Annotated in this window: 21 protein-coding genes and 2 tRNA genes; 14 read left to right on the top strand and 9 right to left on the bottom strand. The window is 64.5% G+C overall.

The window, feature by feature from the left end; genetic code table 11:
• The first annotated feature begins 13 nt into the window (after positions 1 to 13).
• The 14 genes from asd (at position 14) to B9N43_RS07530 (ending at position 15,372) form a co-directional block, all read left to right on the top strand.
• Complete coding sequence (gene asd / locus B9N43_RS07595) at positions 14 to 1,120, top strand: aspartate-semialdehyde dehydrogenase (RefSeq protein ID WP_145841683.1); 1,107 nt, start codon at positions 14 to 16, stop codon at positions 1,118 to 1,120.
• A 106-nt stretch (positions 1,121 to 1,226) separates the two neighbouring features.
• A complete protein-coding gene (locus tag B9N43_RS07590) occupies positions 1,227 to 4,163 on the top strand; it encodes a FimV/HubP family polar landmark protein (protein ID WP_186454028.1) in 2,937 nt (978 codons plus the stop codon).
• A 52-nt stretch (positions 4,164 to 4,215) separates the two neighbouring features.
• Positions 4,216 to 4,815 (top strand): CbiQ family ECF transporter T component, encoded by a 600-nt coding sequence (locus B9N43_RS07585; RefSeq protein ID WP_145841681.1) that lies wholly within the window; start codon positions 4,216 to 4,218, stop codon positions 4,813 to 4,815.
• Positions 4,812 to 5,606, top strand: a complete 795-nt coding sequence (gene truA / locus B9N43_RS07580) for a tRNA pseudouridine(38-40) synthase TruA (protein WP_145841680.1) — start codon at positions 4,812 to 4,814, stop codon at positions 5,604 to 5,606. The genes B9N43_RS07585 and truA overlap by 4 nt, the downstream gene beginning before the upstream one ends.
• A gap of 2 nt (positions 5,607 to 5,608) precedes the next feature.
• Positions 5,609 to 6,232: a phosphoribosylanthranilate isomerase gene (locus B9N43_RS07575; protein ID WP_145841679.1), complete on the top strand. Its 624-nt coding sequence runs from the start codon at positions 5,609 to 5,611 to the stop codon at positions 6,230 to 6,232.
• Entirely contained in the window at positions 6,225 to 7,430 is a 1,206-nt protein-coding gene (trpB, locus tag B9N43_RS07570; protein WP_409994728.1) for a tryptophan synthase subunit beta, read from the top strand. The genes B9N43_RS07575 and trpB overlap by 8 nt, the downstream gene beginning before the upstream one ends.
• 82 nt (positions 7,431 to 7,512) lie before the next feature.
• A complete protein-coding gene (gene trpA / locus B9N43_RS07565; protein WP_145841677.1) occupies positions 7,513 to 8,325 on the top strand; it encodes a tryptophan synthase subunit alpha in 813 nt (270 codons plus the stop codon).
• Positions 8,322 to 9,188, top strand: a complete 867-nt coding sequence (gene accD, locus B9N43_RS07560) for an acetyl-CoA carboxylase, carboxyltransferase subunit beta (protein WP_145841676.1) — start codon at positions 8,322 to 8,324, stop codon at positions 9,186 to 9,188. The genes trpA and accD overlap by 4 nt, the downstream gene beginning before the upstream one ends.
• Positions 9,188 to 10,456 (top strand): bifunctional tetrahydrofolate synthase/dihydrofolate synthase, encoded by a 1,269-nt coding sequence (folC, locus tag B9N43_RS07555; protein WP_145841675.1) that lies wholly within the window; start codon positions 9,188 to 9,190, stop codon positions 10,454 to 10,456. Before accD ends, folC begins: the two co-directional genes overlap by 1 nt.
• A gap of 3 nt (positions 10,457 to 10,459) precedes the next feature.
• Positions 10,460 to 11,179, top strand: coding sequence for an SPOR domain-containing protein (locus B9N43_RS07550; protein ID WP_145841674.1), 720 nt, complete (start codon positions 10,460 to 10,462; stop codon positions 11,177 to 11,179).
• Positions 11,179 to 11,667, top strand: coding sequence for a CvpA family protein (locus tag B9N43_RS07545; protein WP_145841673.1), 489 nt, complete (start codon positions 11,179 to 11,181; stop codon positions 11,665 to 11,667). Before B9N43_RS07550 ends, B9N43_RS07545 begins: the two co-directional genes overlap by 1 nt.
• Positions 11,668 to 11,681: 14 nt before the next feature.
• Entirely contained in the window at positions 11,682 to 13,205 is a 1,524-nt protein-coding gene (gene purF / locus B9N43_RS07540) for an amidophosphoribosyltransferase (protein ID WP_145841672.1), read from the top strand.
• Positions 13,206 to 13,212: 7 nt separating this feature from the next.
• Entirely contained in the window at positions 13,213 to 14,382 is a 1,170-nt protein-coding gene (locus B9N43_RS07535; protein ID WP_186454027.1) for an O-succinylhomoserine sulfhydrylase, read from the top strand.
• Positions 14,383 to 14,394: 12 nt separating this feature from the next.
• Positions 14,395 to 15,372, top strand: a complete 978-nt coding sequence (locus B9N43_RS07530; protein ID WP_145841670.1) for a helix-turn-helix transcriptional regulator — start codon at positions 14,395 to 14,397, stop codon at positions 15,370 to 15,372.
• Between the two features lie 72 nt (positions 15,373 to 15,444).
• Here B9N43_RS07530 and B9N43_RS07525 read toward each other — a convergent pair.
• The 9 genes from B9N43_RS07525 to fnr all read right to left on the bottom strand — a co-directional run bounded on the left by B9N43_RS07525 (position 15,445) and on the right by fnr (position 21,635).
• Positions 15,445 to 15,521, bottom strand: a tRNA-Arg gene (locus B9N43_RS07525).
• A gap of 31 nt (positions 15,522 to 15,552) precedes the next feature.
• Positions 15,553 to 15,629 (bottom strand) — tRNA-Pro (locus tag B9N43_RS07520).
• Positions 15,630 to 15,698: 69 nt separating this feature from the next.
• A complete protein-coding gene (locus B9N43_RS07515; protein WP_145841669.1) occupies positions 15,699 to 16,481 on the bottom strand; it encodes an SDR family oxidoreductase in 783 nt (260 codons plus the stop codon).
• Between the two features lie 64 nt (positions 16,482 to 16,545).
• Positions 16,546 to 17,673 carry a tetratricopeptide repeat protein gene (locus B9N43_RS07510; protein WP_145841668.1) on the bottom strand — a complete coding sequence of 376 codons (1,128 nt, stop codon included), beginning with the start codon at positions 17,671 to 17,673 and terminating at the stop codon, positions 16,546 to 16,548.
• 293 nt (positions 17,674 to 17,966) lie between these two features.
• Complete coding sequence (locus B9N43_RS07505; protein ID WP_222428836.1) at positions 17,967 to 18,386, bottom strand: ExbD/TolR family protein; 420 nt, start codon at positions 18,384 to 18,386, stop codon at positions 17,967 to 17,969.
• Between the two features lie 32 nt (positions 18,387 to 18,418).
• Entirely contained in the window at positions 18,419 to 18,844 is a 426-nt protein-coding gene (locus tag B9N43_RS07500; RefSeq protein WP_261379418.1) for an ExbD/TolR family protein, read from the bottom strand.
• An 8-nt stretch (positions 18,845 to 18,852) separates the two neighbouring features.
• Positions 18,853 to 19,707, bottom strand: a complete 855-nt coding sequence (locus B9N43_RS07495; RefSeq protein ID WP_145841665.1) for a MotA/TolQ/ExbB proton channel family protein — start codon at positions 19,705 to 19,707, stop codon at positions 18,853 to 18,855.
• A 63-nt stretch (positions 19,708 to 19,770) separates the two neighbouring features.
• Entirely contained in the window at positions 19,771 to 20,352 is a 582-nt protein-coding gene (locus B9N43_RS07490) for an energy transducer TonB (protein ID WP_222428835.1), read from the bottom strand.
• Between the two features lie 533 nt (positions 20,353 to 20,885).
• Positions 20,886 to 21,635, bottom strand: a complete 750-nt coding sequence (fnr, locus tag B9N43_RS07485) for a fumarate/nitrate reduction transcriptional regulator Fnr (protein ID WP_145841663.1) — start codon at positions 21,633 to 21,635, stop codon at positions 20,886 to 20,888.
• Positions 21,636 to 21,697 lie beyond the last annotated feature (62 nt).

Raw genomic sequence — 21,697 nt, 5'->3', positions numbered from 1 at the left:
AAGAGAGTTGATCATGAAAAAAGTGGGTCTGGTGGGATGGCGCGGCATGGTGGGTTCGGTCCTCATGCAGCGCATGCGCGAGGAAGGTGACTTTCCCCTGATCGAGCCGGTGTTCTTCACCACCTCCAACGTCGGCGGCAAAGGGCCCGAGGAAGCCGGCGGCGCGCCGCTCAAGGATGCGCACAGCATCGACGATTTGCGGGCGATGGACATCGTCATCACCTGCCAGGGCGGCGACTACACTACCGAGGTGTTTCCCAAGCTGCGGCAGACCGGCTGGAACGGGCACTGGATCGATGCCGCATCCACCCTGCGCATGAAGGACGACGCCGTGATCATTCTCGATCCGGTGAATCAGCACGTGATCAAGGATGCCCTGGGCAAGGGCGGGCGCAACTGGATCGGCGGCAACTGCACCGTCAGCCTGATGCTGATGGGCCTGGGCGGTCTGTTCCAGGCCGGTCTGATCGACTGGATGACCTCCATGACCTACCAGGCGGCTTCCGGCGCGGGCGCCCAGAACATGCGCGAACTGCTGCAACAGATGGGCGAGGCCCATCGGGTGGCGCAGTCCCTGCTGAACGACCCGGCTTCCGCGATTCTCGAGATCGACCGGGAAGTGGCCGGCATCCTGCGCGACGAGAAATTCCCGACCGCCAATTTCGGCGTGCCCCTGGCGGGCTCGCTGATCCCCTGGGTCGACAAGGATCTTGGCAACGGCCAGAGCCGCGAGGAATGGAAGGGCAGCGCGGAAACCAACAAGATCCTCGGACTGGGGAGCAATCCGATCCCGGTCGATGGCCTGTGCGTGCGCATCGGCGCCATGCGTTGTCATTCACAGGCACTGACCATCAAGCTGAAAAAGGATGTGCCGCTGGACGAGATCGAGGGCATGCTGGCGAACCACAGCGCCTGGGCCAAGGTGGTGCCCAATCAGCGCGAGGTCACCATGAAGGAGCTGACGCCCACCGCCATCACCGGCACGCTCTCCGTGCCGGTCGGCCGGCTGCGCAAACTGTCCATGGGTCCGGAGTATCTGTCCGCCTTCACGGTGGGCGACCAGTTGCTGTGGGGCGCCGCTGAACCCTTGCGCCGGATGCTGCGTATTTTGTTGGACTGACGCCACCGCCCCTCATACGGCATGCTAAGGAGTCAGATGAGCTTGCATCGCTAACATCATGATGTTATTTTGAATGCCGCCAAAAGTATCCCCATGGGGGGGCGCCGTGCCAAAAAAACAAACGAGCCTGAAACAGTCGATTCTCGCCGCGGCCGTCATGGCCATGCCTTTGGCCGCTCAGGCGGCGGGGCTGGGAAAATTGACGGTGCTTTCTTCCCTGGGGCAGCCGCTGCGTGCCGAACTCGAGGTGAGCGCGGAGGCGGACGAATTGAGTTCGCTTCATGCCCGTGTGGCGCCCCCGGAGGCTTTTCGGCAGGCAAGCATCGAGTACAACTCCGTTTTGAGCGGCTTGTATTTCACCCTCGAAAAGCGCGCCGGCGGCCAGCCTTATTTTCGCATCAGCAGTGACCGTCCGATCGGCGATCCATTCCTCGACTTTCTCGTCGAGCTGAACTGGTCGGCGGGGCGCTTGGTGCGCGAATACACTTTCCTGCTGGATCCGCCGGAATTGAAGTCCGGCCCCCAGGAAGCCGCGGCGGCGCCCGTGGCGGTGCCGGAAGCGCGGCGCGAGGAACCCGCCAGAAGTTCGGCGCCGGCCATGGAGCGGCCCGTGCCCAGTGCCGTCGCGCCAAGCCGCAAAGTCCGGGAGGAGTCCCGGACTCAGCCGGCGCCGGCCGCGGCCGGCGAGGAGCGGCTGGTGAAACGCGGCGATACACTGGGGCGGATCGCCATCGAGAGCAAGCCGGAGGGTGTGAGCCTGGACCAGATGCTGGTGGCGCTGTTCCGTGGCAATCCGGATGCTTTCGATGGCGGCAACATGAACCGCCTGAAGGCCGGCAAAATCCTCACCCTGCCCAGCGCCGACGACATCGCGGCGACCTCGGCAACCGAGGCCCGCGGCATCGTGGTCGCCCAGTCGGTGGATTTCGATGCGTATCGCAAGAAATTGGCGGCCGCGGCCGCCGCTGGTCCAGCGGCCAGGGAAGAGGCTCCGCGGCAGGCCGTGGCCGGAAAGATCACCCCCAAGGTCGAGGACAGGGCGCCGACGCCCGCCGGCAAGGACAGGCTGCAGGTGTCGCGCACCGAGTCCGCCAAGGCCGGCGGAACCGCCAAGGCTGGAAGCGAGGAAGGCGCCGCCGTTCGCGATAAAGCACTGAAGGATGCGCAGAGCCGCGTTGCGGAGTTGGAAAAGAATCTGGCCGACCTGAAAAAGCTGGCCGAAATGAAAAGCCAGGCCGCCGCCGGCGCGCAGCAGCAGGCCCAGGCCGGGAAGCACACGCCGGCCGAGCCCAGGAAGGCTGCGCCGGTCAAAGCGCCCGAGCCGGCCCAGCCCACCGCTGCGCAGACGAAGGCGCCCGCGGTCGAAAAACCGGCGCCCGCTCCAGGCAGCAGCGGACCCCAGACGGCCAAATCCCAGCCGCCGGCCAAGAAACCAGCGCCGCCCGCGATTCATGAACCCAGCTTCATCGAGGAGAATCAGCCGCTGGTTTTGGGCGGCGGCGGCCTGATCGCCCTGCTGGCCGGTTATTTCGGATTCCGTGGCTGGCAGCGCAAGCGTGCGCAGGCGGCCGCGCCGTCATCCGTGGCCGGCAGTTCCGTCTATGCCAGTTCGGTATTCAGCGCCAGTGGTGGAGCCAGCATCGATACCGGCGCCGCCGGCGCAGTCACCGACTTTGGCCTGGAGGCCGCCGCTGGCGCCGATGCCCACGACGCCATCGATCCGGTGCAGGAAGCCGACGTGTATCTGGCCTATGGTCGGGATACCCAGGCCGAGGAAATCCTGCTGGATGCCTTGAAGCAGGATCCTTCCCGGCTCGCGGTCCATCTCAAGCTGCTGGACGTCTACGCCAGCCGCATGGCCGTTGCCCAGTTCAATACCGTGGCTTCCGACCTGCATGCCCAGACCGGCGGCGTGGGGGACGAGTGGGCCAAGGCCGTCGCTCTCGGCCGCACCATCGACCCATCGAATCCGTTGTATGGCGAGCCGGCATCGGTTCCGGAATCCGAGGAAAGTGCGGCGCCCGAGGCAGCGCAGACCATGCCGGCGCAGGAGTCCGCGCAGCAGGAGGAGTTGCCGCAGGCACTTGATTTCGATCTTGACCTGGGCGCGCCGCAGGCCGAACCCGCCGTAGCGTTGGATGAGGTTCGGGTGTCGCCGGCGGAGGAAGCGGCTGATACCGCCGAGGCCGCCGAGACCGATGCGGTCGATGTGGCCATTCCTTCATCCGCGGACGAGATTGCCAGTCTCGATTTCGATCTTGGCCTGGGGGCCGCGGAAGAGGCGGCAATTCCGTCTCCCGCACCGTTGGATGCGGTGGCGGGGCATGTGGGCGACGAGGTGGAAAGCCTCGATTTCGATCTGGGCGGACCGGATAGCGCCGTTCCGCGGGCTCCCGAGCCCGAGGCGCCCGCCGCCGCCGTGGTGGAGTCGAACGCGCTCGACTTCGATTTCGATCTGGGGTCGCCGGCGGAAGCGGCGGCGCCTGAGCCCGCACCCGAACCCACGCCCGAACCTGCGGTGAGTCCGGAGGTCCCGGTCGGCGAGGCGGCGGCCGAGGCGCAATCCATCGACTTCGACTTGGATCCCGGCACGGAAGCGGCGGAGCCCCTGGTTTTCCCCGCTGCGGAATCGCCCCCGGCCGCTCAGGCCGCAGGTGAGGCCGAACCGCCAGCGCTGGATTTCGACTTCGACCTGGAGTTGGACAATTTCGAGCCGGAAAGTACTTCGGCCTCCGCTCCCGCCCTGGCGCGCGAGACCGAGCCGGCGGCGCCGCTGCCGGATTTGTCCGACATCGACCTTGATCTCGGCCTTGACGGACCCGCGGCATCTCTTGCGGAGGAGCCGGCTCCTCCGTTGCCCGATCTCGCTGGCGGCGAGACGACGCCGGACAATCCCGAAGCGGCCACCAAGCTGGAATTGGCCCAGGCCTACGAGGAGATGGGCGACACGGATGGCGCGCGGGAGCTGTTCCAGGAAGTGATCCACGAAGGCAGCCCGTCGCAACAGGCGCTTGCCCGCGACAAGCTCGCCCGGCTTGGCTGATCCGGCAGGCGGGGCGCTTTCTGCGCTTTCGCCCCGCCTTTGCGGCATTCCCATGTTTCATCCGTCCAGCCTGCTGCTCGCCTGGGGAGCCGGGATTTTCGCGCTGCAGCGACTCGATCCCGCCGGCATCGCGCTGATGGCCGTTCTGGCGTCGATCGTGGCGCTGTGGGCGGATGCCGCCATGCTGCGCGTCATGCTGCGGCGCATACGCTGGCTGCTGGTCTCGGTGGCCGTGCTGTTTCTCTGGATGACGCCCGGCGTCTTTCTGCCGGGAATCGGCGGGCGCCTGGGCATCACGCAGGAAGGCGCCGCAATGGCCGTCGAGCATGTCGCGCGCCTGCTGGCCATCATCGCCTTGCTGGCGCTGCTGTTGTCGAGACTGTCCCATGGCCGGATCGTGGCCGGGCTGTATACCCTCCTGGCCCCCTTGGGATGGCTCGGCATACAGCGCCGCGCCATGGCGGTACGCTTGATGCTGACACTGGAGTATGTGGCGGAAAAGCGCCATCCAGGCTGGCGGGCGTTATTGCGGCCGGATGACGATTCGCGCGGCCGCGGCTCGGTGCATCTGGCGACAGGTCCTTGGCGCTGGACCGATGGATTGTTTCTGGGCGGGCTGCTGGCCTGCCTGCTCTACCAGGGGTGGAGATGAGATTCGCGCTCTGTGTCGAATATGACGGTATGGCGTTCCATGGCTGGCAGTCCCAGCCGCACGGACGGACCGTGCAGGACCATCTGCAGCGGGCCTTGAGCACCATCGCCGGCGAGCCGGTCGGTGTGCATGCCGCGGGACGGACCGACACCGGGGTGCACGCGCTGGCCCAGATTGCGCATTTCGATACCCGGGCCGAGCGCCCGCTGCAGGCCTGGGTGCGCGGCGTCAATACCCATCTGCCGCCGGCGATCGCCGTGCGCTGGGCGCAGCCGGTCGCCGAGGACTTCCATGCCCGTTTTTCCGCCCAGGCCAGAAGCTACGCCTATGTGCTGCACAATCATCCGGTGCGCCCGGCATTGCAGCACGGGCGCGTCGGCTGGTATCACCGGCCACTGAATGCCGAGGCCATGGCGGAGGCTGCCGGCCTGCTGCTGGGCGAGCACGATTTCAGTTCCTTCCGGGCCTCGGAGTGCCAGGCCCGTTCCCCGGTCAAGGTCCTGCATCAGGCCCGGGTGCACCGCCAGGGTGAATACCTGTTGTTCGAGTTGCGCGCCAGCGGCTTCCTGCATCACATGGTGCGCAATATCGTCGGTTCCCTGCTCTGGGTGGGCTACGCCAAGGAACCTCCAGACTGGATCGGCGAACTGCTGGCGTGTCGCGACCGAACCCGCGCAGCCCCGACCTTCATGCCGGACGGGCTCTACTTCACCGGCGTGGACTACGCGCCCGATTGGAATCTGCCCAACGGGGGGCGTATCATCGCGTCCCCGCCATCATTCCTGGCCTGAGCGTGTCGAGAACCCGGATCAAAATTTGCGGCCTGACGCGGCCCGTCGATATGGATGCCGCCGTGGCGGCGGGTGCCGACGCCGTCGGACTGGTGTTCTATCCGCCCAGCCCGCGCGCCGTGGCCCCGGCAGCGGCGCAGGCGCTGGCCCGCCGGGTGCCGCCGTTCGTCACCCGGGTCGGCCTGTTCGTGAATGAGGATCCCGCCCGGGTCCGCTCGATCCTGGAAGAAGTCGACCTGGATCTGCTGCAATTCCATGGCGACGAGGACGACGACTACTGCCGCCAGTTCGGCCGCCCCTTCGTCAAGGTGGCGCGGGTGAGGCCGGAACTCGATCTGGTAGAATTCGCCCGGTCGTTTCCCTCCGCCCGAGCCTTGCTGCTCGATGCCTATGTCGAAGGCTATGGAGGGGGGGGCAAAACCTTCGACTGGACGCTGATTCCCCGGGAACTGCCCTTGCCCCTGATTCTTTCCGGGGGGCTGCAGCCGGAGAACGTCGCCGCCGCGGTCCGCGGTTCGAGACCCTGGGCGGTGGATGTGAGCAGCGGCGTCGAGTCGGCCAAGGGCATCAAGGATGCCGCCAGGATCGCCGCCTTCGTCGCGGCCGTGAAAGATGCAGATGCCTGAAAACTCGTACCAATTTCCCGACGCGCGCGGCCATTTCGGTCCTTACGGCGGCGTCTTCGTCGCCGAGACGCTGATTCCCGCCCTGGCCGAGTTGCGCGACGCCTATGCCGCCGCCCAGGCCGATCCGACCTTCCGCGCCGAGTTCGAATACGAACTCAAGCACTACGTCGGCCGCCCCAGCCCGATCTACCACGCCAAACGCTGGTCCGAGCTGCTGGGGGGCGCCCAGATCTACCTGAAGCGCGAGGACCTCAACCATACCGGCGCCCACAAGGTGAACAACTGCATCGGCCAGGCGCTGCTGGCACGGCGCATGGGCAAGCCGCGGGTGATCGCCGAGACCGGCGCCGGCCAGCACGGCGTGGCCACCGCCACGGTGGCGGCCCGCTACGGCATGGAATGCGTGGTGTACATGGGCAGCGAGGACGTCAAGCGCCAGGCCGCCAACGTCTATCGCATGAAGCTCCTGGGCGCCACGGTGGTGCCGGTGGAGTCCGGCTCCAAGACGCTCAAGGACGCCTTGAACGAGGCGATGCGCGACTGGGTGACCAACGTCGCCAACACCTTCTACATCATCGGCACCGTCGCCGGCCCCCATCCCTATCCGATGATGGTGCGCGACTTCCAGGCGGTGATCGGCGACGAATGCAGGCAGCAGATGCCGGAACTGGCCGGGCGCCAGCCCGATGCGGTGATCGCCTGCGTCGGCGGCGGCTCCAACGCGATGGGCATCTTCCATCCCTACATTCCGCTGGCGGACGTGCGCCTGATCGGCGTCGAGGCAGCCGGCCTCGGCCTGGCAAGCGGCAAGCATTCGGCCTCCCTGACCGCCGGCCGGCCCGGCGTGCTGCATGGCAACCGCACCTACCTGTTGCAGGACAAGAACGGCCAGATCATCGAGACGCACTCGGTCTCGGCCGGTCTCGACTATCCGGGCGTCGGCCCCGAGCACGCCTGGCTGAAGGACAGCGGCCGCGCCGAATACGCAACCATCACCGACGACGAGGCGCTCCAGGCCTTCCATGACCTGTGCCGGATCGAGGGCATCATCCCGGCCCTGGAGTCCTCCCATGCCATCGCCCATGCCGCCAGGCTGGCGCCGACCCTGCCCCGCGACAAGGTATTGCTGGTCAATCTTTCCGGCCGTGGCGACAAGGACATGCATACCGTCGCCGAGAAGTCCGGCATCCAATTTTGAAATGAAATCCCCACGCTCACTTCGTTCGCTGTCCTCCGAGGGGGCTCAGGCTCCCCTTGGGATGGCCCGGCGGGAGGCCTGAATGTCCCGAATCCAAGCCACTTTTGAACGCCTCGACGGCGCGGGCCGCAAGGCTCTGATCCCCTTCATCACCGCCGGATTCCCCGAGCCCGGCCGGACCCTGCCGCTGATGCAGGCACTGGTCGCGGGGGGCGCCGACATCATCGAACTGGGCGTGCCGTTCTCCGATCCCATGGCGGACGGTCCCACCGTTCAGCGCGCCTCCGAAGTGGCGCTCTCCTACGGGGTGTCGCTGCGTGTCGTGCTGGGCATGGTGCGGGAGTTCCGCAAGGGCGACGAGCGCACGCCGGTGGTGTTGATGGGCTATGCCAATCCGATCGAGGCCTACGGCGCCGATGCCTTCGTCGAGGACGCGCGGGAGGCGGGAGTCGACGGCGTGCTGGTGGTGGACTATCCGCCGGAGGAATGCGGCGAATTCACGCAGCGCCTGAAGGCCGCCGGGCTGGATCCGATCTTCCTCCTGGCGCCCACTTCCTCCGACGCGCGCTGCGCCGAGGTGGCCGTGGCGGGAAGCGGCTACATCTATTACGTCTCCATCAAGGGCGTCACCGGCGCCGGTCATCTCGACCTGGACGCCGTGGCGGCGCGGATCCCCGAAATCCGCCGGCACGTGGGTATGCCCGTCGGCGTGGGCTTCGGCATCCGCGACGGCGCCAGCGCGGCGCGCATCGCCACCGTGGCCGACGCCGTGGTGATCGGCAGCCGCATCATCGAGGAAATCGAACAAGCGCCCCGCGACCAGGCACCGGCCCGTGTCGAGGCATTTCTACAAGGCATCCGGGATGCCATGGACAAGAAGGAAGCAACCTCATGAGCTGGCTTCAGAAGCTGCTGCCGCCGAAAATCAAGCGCAATTCGGAAAGCTCGCGCAAGGCCATCCCAGAGGGTCTGTGGTGCAAGTGTCCGGCGTGCGAGGCGGTGCTCTACAGCACCGATCTCGAAAGCAACCAGAGCGTCTGCCCCAAGTGCGGCTTCCATCACCGGGTGCGGGCTCGTGCCCGGCTGGATCAGTTGCTGGACCCGGAGGGCCGCTTCGAGATCGGCAGCGAGGTGCTGCCGGTGGATTCCCTCAAATTCAAGGACAGCAAGCGCTATCCCGACCGGCTGGCGGCGGCGGTGGATGACACCGGCGAGACCGACTCCATGGTCGTGATGCAGGGCGCGATCAAGAGCCTGCCGGTGGTGGTGGCCTGCTTCGAGTTCGAGTTCCTCGGCGGTTCCATGGGGTCGGTGCTGGGCGAGCGTTTCGTGCGCGGCGTCAAGGCCGCGATCGAGCAGCAGGCGGCCTTCGTCTGCATCACCGCCTCGGGCGGCGCGCGGATGCAGGAGGGGCTGTTCTCCCTGATGCAGATGGCCAAGACCACGGCGGCCGTGACCCAGCTGGCCCATCACCAGTTGCCTTTCATCACCGTGCTGACCGATCCCACCATGGGCGGCGTCTCCGCCTCCTTCGCCTTCATGGGGGACGTGGTGATCGCCGAGCCGGGCGCCCTGATCGGCTTCGCCGGTCCGCGGGTGATCGAACAGACGGTGCGGCAGATCCTGCCCGAGGGATTCCAGCGCGCCGAGTTCCTGCTGGAAAAAGGCGCCCTCGACATGATCGTCGATCGCCGCGAATTGCGCGACCGCCTGGTTTCGCTGATCAGCCTGCTCCAGCGCCAGCCCGCCGCCGCCTGATGCATCGGACGCTGGACGACTGGCTGGCACATATCGAGCGCCAGCACGGTCAGACCATCGCCCTCGGTCTCGACCGCGTGCGGTCGGTGAAGGCGGCCCTGGGGCAGTCCCAGTCCTGTCCGGTGATCCTGGTCGGGGGAACCAACGGCAAGGGCTCCACCTGCGCCATGCTGGAACGCATCCTGTTGTGCGCCGGCTATCGGGTCGGCCTTTACACGTCCCCCCACTTCCTGCGCTACAACGAGCGGGTGCGCATCGATGCCCGGCCCGTGGCCGACGCACCGCTGTGCGAGGCTTTCGCGCGGGTGGACGCGGCGCGGGGCGACACGCCGCTGACCTATTTCGAATTCGGCACCCTGGCGGCCTGGGAAGTGTTCGCCGCCGCCCGGCTGGATGCGGTGATCCTGGAAGTGGGCCTGGGCGGACGCCTCGACGCGGTCAATATCTACGAACCGGACTGCGCGATCGTCACCACCGTCGATCTCGATCACATGGTGTATCTGGGCGACACCCGGGAAGCCATCGGTTTCGAGAAGGCCGGCATTTTTCGGCCGGGCCGGGCGGCGGTCTGTGGCGACCCCGAGCCGCCGCGGTCGCTGCTGGAGCATGGCGCCGCACTGGGGGCGGATCTACAACTGATCGGCCGGGATTTCGGCTATCGGCGCCAGGAACAGCAATGGCAATACTGGGGCCGCGCCGGCAAGCGCAGCGGCCTGGCCCACCCAGCCCTGCGCGGCGCCAATCAGCTGGGTAACGCCAGCGTGGCGCTGGCCTGCCTGGATGCCTTGCGCGAAGCACTGCCGGTGGCGATGCAGGACATCCGGCGCGGCCTGGCCGAGGTGGAATTGACCGGGCGCTTCCAGGTGTTGCCGGGCCGGCCCACCATCGTCCTCGACGTGGCGCACAATCCGCAGGCGGCCCGGGTGCTGGCGGGAAATCTGGGCGACATGGCTTTCCACCCGGAAACCTGGGGCGTTTTCGGCATGCTGCACGACAAGGACATCGCGGCGGTCATCGAGCCGTTGCGGAATCGCATCACGCGCTGGCTGCCCTGCTCCCTGGAGGGGCCGCGCGCCGCCAGCGCCGAGGAGTTGATCCAGGCCTTGACGGCAGCCGGCGTGGCCGGGCCGCTGCCGGCCTTCCCGACGCCCGGCGCCGCCATGTCTCATGCGCTCGAGCAGGCAGGTGAAAATGATAGAATCGTCGCCTTCGGATCGTTCCTTACCGTAGCGGACGTGCTGCGTACCCTCAAACGCGATGTTCTCTGAGTCATGGCCAATAACGACGCATCTGCCGACGCCGACATCGACTTGAAGAAGCGTGCCCGCCGCCGCCTGGTGGGGGCCGCCGCGCTCGCCCTGTTCGGAGTGGTGGTGCTGTCCCTGACCATGGAGCAGAGCCCCGGAGTCCGCTCCGGAGCAGGGACGCAGGACACTCCTGAAATCCTGATTCCCTCTCAGAGCGGCCGCGCCGCGCTGGCCGCCCGGCCGGCGCCCGCGGCCCCGGCTGCGTCGCCGCACATATCTGCCGGCAACGCAGAGACGGCAAGCGATGAGCCCCCGGTCGCGGCGCCTCGCGCCGATGGGACCGCAGCGAACGTCAAGGACATGCCGGCTGCGTCGCCGCCCCTTAAACCCGTGGAAAAAATCACTGAATCCGCGCCAGTCAAAGCGGGCAAGTCTTTAGACAAACCCACCGAGAAAGCCGTCGACAGGAAGGTCGAGGAGGCGAAGGCGACTGCCGCCCTGGAAGGCAAGTCGAGCGGTCAGTGGGTGGTGCAACTGGGCGCTTATCAGTCGGCGGGCAACGTCAAGCTGCTGCTCTCCAAGCTGAAGGAAGTGGGCGTTCCGGCCTATACGGAGAAGTTCGAATCGCCCCAGGGGGTGCGCACCCGGGTCCGCGCGGGGCCGTTCAATTCCCGCGAGGCCGCCGAGAAATCGCTGCGCAAGATTCGCATTGTCGGTGTCGATGGTCCGATCGCGCAGAAATAGTGACCGCTTTTGATTATGTCGTTCTGGTCGTCGTCGCGGCCTCGGTATTGTTGGGACTGTGGCGCGGCGTCGTCAGCGAATTGCTGTCGCTGGTTGCATGGGTCGTGGCTTTTTTTGCGGCACGGGCCGGAGCCGGCGCGGTTGCGGACGTTCTGACCAGCTACGTTGCCGATCCGAGTCTGCGCTATGTCGCGGGGTTTGCCGTCGTGTTCGTGTCGGTGCTGCTGGTGCTGGCGATGCTGCGCTTGGCCTTGCGTGAGCTGTTGCATGCCGTGGGCCTGGGTTTCGCGGATCGAATCCTGGGCGCGGCATTCGGCGTCGCCCGGGGCGTGTTGGTGGTGCTGGTCGGTGTCCTGCTGGGAGGGCTGACCGCCATGCCCCGGCAACCATGGTGGCGGCAGGCCGTCTTGGCGCCGCCGCTGGAGGTCGCCGTGCTGGCATCCAGGCCCTGGCTGCCGCTTGAGTTGGCAAAACGAATTCATTACTGAGAGTAGAGGACGGTATGTGCGGCATTATTGGGGTGGTGGCAACCATGCCGGTCAATCAGTTGCTGTACGATGGCCTGCAGGTCTTGCAGCATCGCGGCCAGGACGCGGCGGGCATCGCCACCGCCGAAGGCGGGCGTTTCCACATGCACAAGGGACCGGGCCTGGTGCGCGACGTGTTCCGCACCCGCAACATGCGCAATCTGATCGGCAACTGGGGCATCGGCCACTGCCGCTACCCGACCGCCGGTTCCGCCTACAGCGCCGCGGAATCACAGCCCTTCTACGTCAATTCACCCTTTGGGCTGATGCTGGCCCATAACGGCAACCTGACCAATGCCGAGCAGCTGAAGCAGGACATGTTCCTCCAGGACCTGCGCCACATGAACACCAACTCCGATTCGGAGGTGCTGCTCAATGTGCTGGCGCACGAGTTGCAGGTGGCGTCGCAGAACCGCTACCAAGTCGATCCGGAAACCATTTTCCAGGCCGTGAAAGGGGTCCAGCGGCGCATCAAGGGCGCCTATGCGGTCGTCGCCATGATCGCCGGCTACGGGCTGCTGGCCTTCCGCGATCCCTACGGTATTCGTCCCCTGATCATCGGTCGCAACGATACCGCGCATGGCCCCGAGTATCTGGTGGCTTCGGAGAGCGTGGCGATCGACACGCTGGGTTTCAGGGTGCTGCGCGACGTGGAGCCGGGAGAGGCGATCCTGATCGACACCCAGGGCCATTTCGTCAGCCGGCAGTGCGCGGAAAAGACCGTCCATGCGCCGTGCATGTTCGAGTACGTCTATCTGGCGCGCCCTGATTCGCTGATGGACGGCGTTTCGGTCTACGAAACCCGGGTCAAGATGGGGGAGTTCCTGGCCGACAAGATCCGCCACACCATGCCCCATCTGGAAATCGACGCGGTGATCCCGATCCCCGATTCTTCCCGTCCGGCAGCCATGGAACTGGCCCGCCGCCTGGATCTCCCCTATCGCGAGGGCTTCGTCAAGAACCGCTATATCGGCCGCACCTTCATCATGCCCGGCCAGGCTGGCCGCAAGAAATCCGTGCGGCAGAAGCTCAACGCCATCGCCCAGGAGTTCCGCGGCAAGAGCGTGATGCTGGTGGACGATTCCATCGTGCGCGGCACCACCAGCAAGGAGATCATCCAGATGGCCCGCGATGCCGGCGCCAGGCGGGTGTATTTCGCCTCGGCCTCGCCGCCGGTGCGCTACGCCAACGTCTATGGCATCGACATGCCGACCCGGAGCGAGTTGATCGCCTCCTTCCGCAGCGACGAGGAAATCTGCCGCGAAATCGGCGCCGACGGCCTGATCTACCAGGACATCGATGCACTGAAGGCCGCGGTGCGGGAGCTCAATCCGGCCCTGGCCCATTTCGAGACCTCCTGCTTCGATGGCCAGTACGTGACGGGCGACATCTCCGATGCCTATCTGGAGGGTATCGAGGCGGCCCGGGAAAAAATCGGCAAGAGCGACGATGACGGCGAAGGCAATCAACTCGACCTGAATCTCGTGCAATCGGACTGATACCACCGTGAAAGACGCATACGATCTCGAGACCCTGGCGATCCGGGCGGGCCAGGAGCGCAGCCAGTTCAACGAACACACCGAGGCGCTGTATCTGACCTCCAGCTTCGTCTTCGACAGCGCGGCACAGGCCGCGGCGCGCTTTTCCGGCGCGGAGGAGGGCTATGTCTATGGCCGCTTTTCCAACCCCACCGTGACGATGTTCCAGGACCGCCTGGCCGCTCTGGAGGGGGCCGAGGCCTGCATCGCCACCGCCAGCGGCATGGCCGCGATCATGGCCACCACGATGGGGCTGCTCAAGGCCGGCGACCATATCGTTTCCTCCCAGGGCATATTCGGCGCGACCCGTCAGCTGTTCGACAACATCCTCGCCCGTTTCGGCGTCGAGACCCGCTATGTGCCGGCCACCGACATCGAGGCCTACCGGGCCGCGATTCGTCCGAATACCCGCCTGATCTTTGCCGAGACCCCCTCCAATCCCCTGACCGAGGTGGTCGATATCGCTGCCCTGGCCGCGGTGGCGCACGACAAGGGGGTGCTGCTGGCGGTCGACAACTGCTTCTGCACGCCGGCATTGCAACGTCCGCTGGATTTGGGCGCCGATATCGTGATCCATTCCGCCACCAAGTACCTGGACGGCCAGGGGCGGGTGATCGGCGGCGCGGTCTGCGGCCGCAAGGCCGAAATGGAGGAGGTGTTCAAGTTCCTGCGCACCGCCGGCCCCTCGCTTTCACCCTTCAACGCCTGGGTCATCCTCAAGGGTCTGGAAACGCTGAACCTGCGGATGAAGGCCCAGTCGGCCAGCGCGCTGGAACTTGCGCGCCGCCTGGAGGCCCATCCCGGTGTGGCACGGGTGTTCTACCCGGGGCTCGCGTCGCATCCCCAGCATGAGTTGGCGATGCGCCAGCAGAAGGCCGGCGGCGCGATCGTGTCGTTCGAAGTGAAGGGTGCGCGGGCCGAGGCCTGGCGCGTGGTGGACGGCTGCCGGATGCTGTCGGTGACCGCCAACCTGGGCGACGTGAAGACCACGATCACCCATCCGGCCTCGACCACCCATGGCCGCATTTCGCCGGAGGCCCGAGCGGCGGCGGGCATCGGCGAAGGACTGATCCGCATCGCGGTGGGCCTGGAGTCGGTAGACGACATCTATTCGGACCTGGTGGCCGGTCTCTCCTGACTGAGCGGCGCCATGGATCGAACCGAGCGCTTCTACAAGATCGATCAACTGCTTACCGAGCGCCGGGTCGTCTCCTTTTCGGTCCTCGAGGAGACGCTGGGGGTTTCCCGCGCCACCATCAAGCGCGATCTGGAGTATCTGCGCAATCGCCTGCACGCGCCCATCGTCTGGGACCGGGAATTGCGCGGCTATCGTTTCGAGACGGCGCCCGCCTCGGGCAATGCCCAGTACGAGCTGCCGGGCCTGTGGTTCAACGCCTCGGAGATCCACGCGCTGTTGACCATGCAGCACCTCCTCTCCGGCATCGACAGCGGCGGCCTGCTGGCGCCCCATATCGAACCTCTGAAAACCCGCTTGCGGGCGTTGCTGGACACCGAGGAAGGGGCCAGCGATGAAATCCAGAAGCGCATCAAGGTCATCGGTATGGCGTCCCGTCCTCCCGGCCTGGAGCATTTCGCGGTGGTGGGTTCCGCCCTGTTGCGCCGCAAGCGCCTGCTGATGAGCTACTACACGCGGGGCCGCGGACAGACGACGGAGCGGGAAGTCTCGCCCCAGCGCCTGGTCCATTATCGGGAGAACTGGTACCTGGACGCCTGGTGCCATTTGCGCAACGAATTGCGCAGTTTTGCCGTGGACGCCATCCAGCGCGTGGAACTGGTGGATGTGCCGGCCAAGGCCATCAGTGAAAAGACGCTGGACGCCGTGCTGGGCGCCGGCTATGGAATTTTCTCCGGCCGGCGGGTGGCCTGGGCTCGTCTGCGCTTCACTCCCGAGCGGGCCCGCTGGGTCGCGGCGGAGCGGTGGCATCCGCGACAGAAAGGCCGGTTTCTGGACGACGGCAGCTACCTGCTGGACCTTCCGTACAGTGACATGCGGGAACTCGCCGCCGACATTCTCCGCTACGGTGCCGATGTCGCTGTGGAAGGGCCCGAGGAGCTGCGCGAGGCGGTGCGCTCGAAACTGGAAAGCGCCTTGCAGCGTTATTGCTGAGCGGTAGTATTTGTCCCGCCGGGCGACATTGCTCGGGCGGGACCGACAATGATGGCGGCCCGCGAGGCATGTTGGCCCGCCCGAAGGGACTCGAACCCCTAACCCCCGGCTTAGAAGGCCGGTGCTCTATCCGGTTGAGCTACGGGCGGCCTGAAGTCGATGTGGAAAAGCGCGGCATCGTGGTCGGGGTGGAGGGATTCGAACCCCCGACATCTTGCTCCCAAAGCAAGCGCGCTACCGGACTGCGCTACACCCCGAAGGCGGCGGATTCTATAGGTCCTCCGTCCGCCGGTCAAATCCGTGATTGCCTTGTTCCTCAATGGGGGTCAGGCTTTTTCCGCTCCCCAGGCTTCGAGATAGGCCGGCTTTTCGCCGCCGCCATGGATCAGCAGATCGACGCCGCTGATGTACTGCGCCATGGGGGATGCGACGAACAGGCAGGCGTTGGCAATGTCCTCGGGATTGGCCATGCGTCCCATCGGAATCGTCGCGTTCACCGCCGCGACACCGGCTTCGTCGCCACTGTAGAGCCGATCCGTCTCCTCGGTGCGAACCAGGCCGGGGCTGATCGATACCGGGCGCACCTTGGGCGCCCATTCGAAGGCCAGGGTTCGGACCAGATGGACAACGCCCGCCTTGGCCGCGCTGTAGGCCGCCACGCCGGGAGATGGACGGTGGGCGGCGATGCTGCCGATGAAGACGATGACGCCGCCGCTGTCCTGCGCCTGCATGATTGCATTGGCCTTCTGCGCAATGTGCAACGGGGCGATCAGGTTGAGACGGATGATGCTCTCGTGGAAACGCGGTGAAGCGGTGGCGGCATCGGTGGGGGGCGCGCCGCCGGCGTTGTTGACGACCACGTCGAGCCGGCCGTGGCGGGCCATGATCTGAGCGAAGAAATCATTCACCGCATCGGCGTCGCGGACATCGAGCGGCAGGAATTCGGCGACATTGCCGCCGTGGGTGGGAAGGGTCTCCGGTGCGTTGCGGCCGCACACCACCACGGTGGCGCCGGCCTCGAGGAAGCTTTCGGCGAAGGTGCGGCCGATGCCCTTGGTGCCGCCGGTGACGAGCACCACCTTGCCGGTGTAGTCGAATTTGCTGTTCATGTTCGGTTGTGAGGTTGAAGCATCGCTGCCCCTCCTTGAAGGGGCAGCGATGGGATGATGCTGCTTATTTCTGGGTCTGCCGGATGTGGTAAGTCCACAGGCGAGCCAAGTCGGCGCTGCCGTCGTTGCCCTTGACGGACTCGAAGGCGGCGATGGCCTTGTCCTTCTGGCCGGCCTGGAGATAGGCGATGCCGAGATGGAGCTTGGCATGGTCGGGGGCTTTGACGCCACCCAATTGGATACCCTGTTCCATCAGCGCGATGCCCTTGTCGGTGGCGCCATGGGTGACATAGTTGAAACCGATGGTGACCAGGATGTTGCCATCCTTGGTTTTCGCGGCTTTCTTCTCGTCGGAAGCCAGCGCCTTCTGGTCGGCGACCGTGGCCTTGTTGGTCTTGTCGCGCAACGCCAGATGGTTCTTGGCGTCGGGACCGGTACCGAGCACATTCTGGGTGAAGCCTTCCTCGACGATCTTGCGGGCCTCGGCCGGGAAGTAGTCCAGGGCGGCCTGGGCCAGGTTGATGTAATCGCCAGGGCCGCGCACGTTGCCGGTGACCAGACGCAACCGACCGGCATCCAGGCTCAGATTGCTGGAGAAAGTGGGCTTGCTGGAGATTTGGTTGATCAGGTCGGCCCAGCGCTCCTTGGTCGGGTAATGGACGACCAGCTTCTCCAGGGTCGAGGCATAGCCGACGAAATCCTTCTGCTTCAGGTAGGCGTTGGCCAGGACGTTGAGCTGGTTCTCCACGGGCGGCTGGCCGGCCGCCTCGCTGGCGGCGATCACGGACTGCATCGTGGCGATGCAGGCGGCGTAATCGCCGGCCAGGAACAGCGCCTGGCCGTGGATCGTGTGCAGTTCCTGGTCGGTGCCGCCTTCCTTGTAATAGGCATCGAACCACTTGGCAGAGGCGGGGTAGTCCTTCGCCTTGTAATAGAAAATCGCCGTCTGCTGGATGAACTTGGGCCGTTCGGCCGGCGCGATGCGTCCGGATTTGAGTACGGCCTCGAAGGATTTCGCAGCGATCGCGTAATCTCCCGCGCCGCCGGCGGCGACACCGCGCAACTGAGCCAGGAGGAAGCTCTCGTAGTCGTTCGGTTCGGGAATGGCTTCGGCCTCCTTGAGCTTGGACAGCGCTTCCTCGTATTTTTGCGCCTTGATCAGCTCCTGGGCCGCAAGCAGAGGTTTTTGCATTTCACTGCGCAAGGAGTCGGCGGCCTGGCCCGGCATACCGAATCCCAAAGCCGCGCAAAGTAGAAGAGTATGAAGGAGACGGGAGATTTTCATTGCGTGCGTCCTGTAAAACGTTGAAATAGCCAGCATCCAGGAGATTGAACGCGATGGCGGGACAAAGGTTGCAGCGCCGCCATTCATCGCCTGGCACCTGGCGTGCCGATACGTTCAACTATTGTGTCTCAAGAAACAACGGCCCGGCGGCGCTGTAACGCCGACGGGCCGTTGAGAGTTGCCTATCGTAGAAGCGATTCCTACATGAACTGTTCGCCGCCGACGATACCGATCTTGGTGACGCCGAGGCGCTGAGCGGTGGCCATGATCATGGCGACGACCTTGTACTTTGCCCCGCGGTCTGGCCGCAAATGGACCTCCGGCACATCGGGTTCGGTGAGCATCTGCTTGAAGGTGGTCTCCAGGGTGGCACGATCGGGGATCACCGTATCGTTCCAATGGATCGTACCGTCCGCATCCACATTCAGTTTCACGATCACCGGCGGCTTATCCGACTTCGGTGGCGAATTGACGGGCATGTTGATCTTCACCGCATGCGTCTGAATCGGGATCGTGATGATCAGCATGATGAGAAGCACCAGCATCACATCGATGAGCGGCGTCGTGTTGATATCCACCACCACATCCAGATCCTTCGAACTGCTGGAACCGACGTTCATTCCCATAGTCTGCGAAATCCTTTCGGGAAAAATCAGCCGCCCTGATTGACCGGCTCGGTAATGAAGCCGATCTTCACAATGGCGGCGCGCTGGCAGGCGACAACCACTCGGCCGACACCCTCGTAGTTGCCGTTCTGATCCCCGCGGATATGGACCTCGGGCTGAGGCACCATCACGGAGACCTCCTTGAGCCGGGTGAGCAGTTCATCGGGGCTGACAGGGGTGGTGTTCCAGTAAATGTTGGCCTTGCTGTCGACTGCGATCACGACATTCTCAGGCTTGGTCTGCGTCGCGATATTGCGTTCGTTCGGCAGTTGCACCGGGACGGTTTGCGTCACGACCGGGATCGTGATCAAGAAAATGATCAGCAACACCAACATCACATCGACCAACGGGGTGGTGTTGATCGTCGACACCACCTCGTCTTCGTCACTCCCCTCGGCGGGACCGACGTTCATGGCCATTATCAGGCACCCTTCTTGGACTTGTTGCCGCCGCTGATCAGCACCATGTGCAGATCGGCGCCAAAGGTCTTGATCAAGTCCATGGTGATCTTGTTGCGGCGGACCAGCCAGTTGTAACCGAGCACCGCGGGCACCGCCACGGCCAGACCGATGGCGGTCATGATCAGCGCCTCACCCACGGGGCCGGCGACCTTGTCGATCGAAGCCTGGCCGGCGATACCGATGGCGGTCAGCGCGTGATAGATCCCCCACACCGTACCGAACAGGCCGACGAACGGCGCCGTGGAGCCGACCGTTGCCAGGAAGGCCAGGCCACCTTGCATCCGGTTGGCCACGCCCTCGACCGCGCGCTGGATGGACATCGTCACCCACTCGTTGAGGTCGATTTGATCCACCATCGTACCTTCGTGGTGAGAGGCGGCCTTGACGCCATTTTCCGCGATGAAGCGGAAAGCGGAATCTTCCGCCAGCTCATTCGTACCGGCTTGCACCGACGAGGCGCGCCAGAAGCCTTCATTGGCGGCCTTGGCCTGCCTCAGGATCTTGGCTTGCTCGAAGTACTTGGCGACGCCGATGTACCAGGTGCCCATGGACATGATCACCAGCGTGATCAGCACGGTCTTGGACACGAAGTCACCCTGGGCCCACAGCGCCTCGAGGCCATAGGGGTTGTCGACCGTCGCCTTCTCGGTGACGGTGGCGGGCGGCGCGATGGGCGCCGGCGCAGCATCGGTGGCGGCAGGGGCGGCCGCCGCCGGCGTTTCTTCGGCGTGGGCGGATTGGGAAATCAACAGGGGGACGGCAGAGGTGCTGGCGATCAGCACGGCTGCGATGAATGCAGTAAACCGGTTAGTCATGGACAAGTCTCCTCCGACTGAATAAACAAAAATATCTAGAAACCTAGATGGAACTCCGCCCCGTTAATTCTGGAGCCTGAAGGTGTATTTCATTTTTGCCCAGGCCTGTTCGGCCTTGCCGTCCACAGTACCGGGCTTGAATTGACAACGGCCGAGAGCGTCAAGGGCTGCTTTGTCGAGGCGCTCGAAGCCACTGGTTCCCTCCACCTTGCCTTGAATGACGCGACCATCCACGTCGATCAGGAAATTGAGCACGACCGTACCTTCTTCTTCCAGGCGCTTGGATGCGGCAGGGTACTCGGGCTTGGTACAGGAACTGGCGCTGACGACCGGCGGCACGCGCACGCTGGCCACCGGCGGTGGCGGAGGTGCCTCCGGCTTGGTCGCCACGGTGATGGTGGGGCCGGTCGAGACGGTGGCGGGCGGCAGGGCGACTTCGGGCATCGGCACCTGCGGCGGGGGCGGCGGGGGCGGAAGGTTCTTCGGCGGCGGGGGGGGCGGCTTGTCGGGAGGCGGCTTCTTCGCATCCTCGATGATGTTGACATCGAAGGGGTCGCGAATCACATCAACCACTGTCCGGTGCAGGCCCGTCACCAGTGCATATCCCACGCCGGCATGAAGCGCCACCACTACGGCAATGCTCACTGTCCTTCTCGATGCGTTCTTCTGGGGCTGAAAATACATCCCTTCTCCTCGGAAATTTTTTCGGGCGCTTGTTTGGGGTTCAGCGTGGCGTCTTGTGATCCCGTGGTTGCTGCTTACTTGGGTAGCGCCTTTACTGACACCGGCTCTATCGAGTCGATGCAAGATGTCCGATTACCAACATTCGTTGGCAATTATATGATGGAACCGTCAATCTATTGTTGCGCGATGTTTCGTTTTGTCGTCTCACTCATTTGGGGGCTGTCTGTAGATACAGCAATGTTTTGGATCGAATCTGCACTGAATCAAAACGTTAATCGACAGTCCTCAATATCCATGCATTCGCTGCGACAACTGAATTATCGAGGCTCTCTGCGAAGTCTAAAGGCTAGCGTCAAGTGTACTTTGTTTGGTGGCGAATCATATCCGGCCGATTGGGTCTCATTTTTGGACTTGGAGCAAGAGGGTAAAATCGTTCCCAATCTATACAACCTTATGTCGAGCCGGTCTACGTCGATCAGATCATCGGGGGGTGATCAGGGGACTTGCTTGTTCAGCATGGCGCGCAGTCGCTGGACGTTGGCGATGGCGATGTGTTTATGCTGAACATTGATCAAGCCCAGATCCTGGAAATGGGAAAAGGTTCGGCTGACGGTCTCGAGTTTGAGGCCTAGATAGGAACCGATCTCTTCCCGTGTCATGCGTAGATGGAATTCGGTCGAGGAATAGCCGCGAACCAGGAAACGCTGGGAAAGATTCAGCAGGAACGCTGCTAGCCGTTCTTCGGCGCGCATGGTGCCCAGCAGCAGCATCACGCCATGATCGCGTACGATTTCCCGACTCATCACTTTGTGCAAATGCCGTTGCAGGGTGGGGATTTCAGCCGTGAGCTGCTCCAGTTGCGTGAATGGCAGGGCGCAGACCTCGCTGTCTTCCAGGGCCACCGAGTTGCAGGTATGTATCTCGCTGCCAATACCGTCGAGACCGAGCAATTCGCCGGGCATCTGGAAACCGGTTACCTGGTACCGGCCATCCTCCAGCAGCGCGTCTGTCTTGAAAAAGCCGGTCTTGATCGCATATATGGTGCTGAAGGGCGTCCCTGCGCGGTAGAGATGTTGTCCTCGTTTGATTTTGCGCCGGGTGTCGATCAAGGCATCTAGGCGCAAGGTCTCGCTTTCCGTCAATCCGACCGGCAGGCACAACTCCCGCAGATTGCATTGGGCACAAGCCGTCTTGAGCGCATAAATCTCACTCGGGGCGGTTCTTACAGGAACACTTGCGGGCATAGCGATTAGGAGTTGATTTGCGTCAATATGATTATCGCTATTTCACGGCATCCTGAGCCATT

This window comes from Denitratisoma sp. DHT3 (assembly GCF_007833355.1).
Taxonomy (GTDB): Bacteria; Pseudomonadota; Gammaproteobacteria; order Burkholderiales; family Rhodocyclaceae; genus Denitratisoma.
The sequence above is the reverse complement of the archived record's forward strand: the minus strand, read 5'-3'. Positions and strand labels throughout refer to the sequence as shown.

What these genes read in the sequence shown, in the direction of transcription:
- asd (WP_145841683.1), top strand. Translation starts at nt 14, where the DNA reads ATGAAAAAAGTGGGTCTGGTGGGATGGCGCGGCATGGTGGGTTCGGTC.
- B9N43_RS07585 (WP_145841681.1), top strand. Translation starts at nt 4,216, where the DNA reads ATGTTTCATCCGTCCAGCCTGCTGCTCGCCTGGGGAGCCGGGATTTTC.
- truA (WP_145841680.1), top strand. Translation starts at nt 4,812, where the DNA reads ATGAGATTCGCGCTCTGTGTCGAATATGACGGTATGGCGTTCCATGGC.
- trpB (WP_409994728.1), top strand. Translation starts at nt 6,225, where the DNA reads ATGCCTGAAAACTCGTACCAATTTCCCGACGCGCGCGGCCATTTCGGT.
- trpA (WP_145841677.1), top strand. Translation starts at nt 7,513, where the DNA reads ATGTCCCGAATCCAAGCCACTTTTGAACGCCTCGACGGCGCGGGCCGC.
- accD (WP_145841676.1), top strand. Translation starts at nt 8,322, where the DNA reads ATGAGCTGGCTTCAGAAGCTGCTGCCGCCGAAAATCAAGCGCAATTCG.
- folC (WP_145841675.1), top strand. Translation starts at nt 9,188, where the DNA reads ATGCATCGGACGCTGGACGACTGGCTGGCACATATCGAGCGCCAGCAC.
- B9N43_RS07550 (WP_145841674.1), top strand. Translation starts at nt 10,460, where the DNA reads ATGGCCAATAACGACGCATCTGCCGACGCCGACATCGACTTGAAGAAG.
- purF (WP_145841672.1), top strand. Translation starts at nt 11,682, where the DNA reads ATGTGCGGCATTATTGGGGTGGTGGCAACCATGCCGGTCAATCAGTTG.
- B9N43_RS07530 (WP_145841670.1), top strand. Translation starts at nt 14,395, where the DNA reads ATGGATCGAACCGAGCGCTTCTACAAGATCGATCAACTGCTTACCGAG.
- B9N43_RS07515 (WP_145841669.1), bottom strand. Translation starts at nt 16,481, where the DNA reads ATGAACAGCAAATTCGACTACACCGGCAAGGTGGTGCTCGTCACCGGC.
- B9N43_RS07510 (WP_145841668.1), bottom strand. Translation starts at nt 17,673, where the DNA reads ATGCAAAAACCTCTGCTTGCGGCCCAGGAGCTGATCAAGGCGCAAAAA.
- B9N43_RS07505 (WP_222428836.1), bottom strand. Translation starts at nt 18,386, where the DNA reads ATGAACGTCGGTTCCAGCAGTTCGAAGGATCTGGATGTGGTGGTGGAT.
- B9N43_RS07500 (WP_261379418.1), bottom strand. Translation starts at nt 18,844, where the DNA reads ATGAACGTCGGTCCCGCCGAGGGGAGTGACGAAGACGAGGTGGTGTCG.
- B9N43_RS07495 (WP_145841665.1), bottom strand. Translation starts at nt 19,707, where the DNA reads ATGACTAACCGGTTTACTGCATTCATCGCAGCCGTGCTGATCGCCAGC.
- fnr (WP_145841663.1), bottom strand. Translation starts at nt 21,635, where the DNA reads ATGCCCGCAAGTGTTCCTGTAAGAACCGCCCCGAGTGAGATTTATGCG.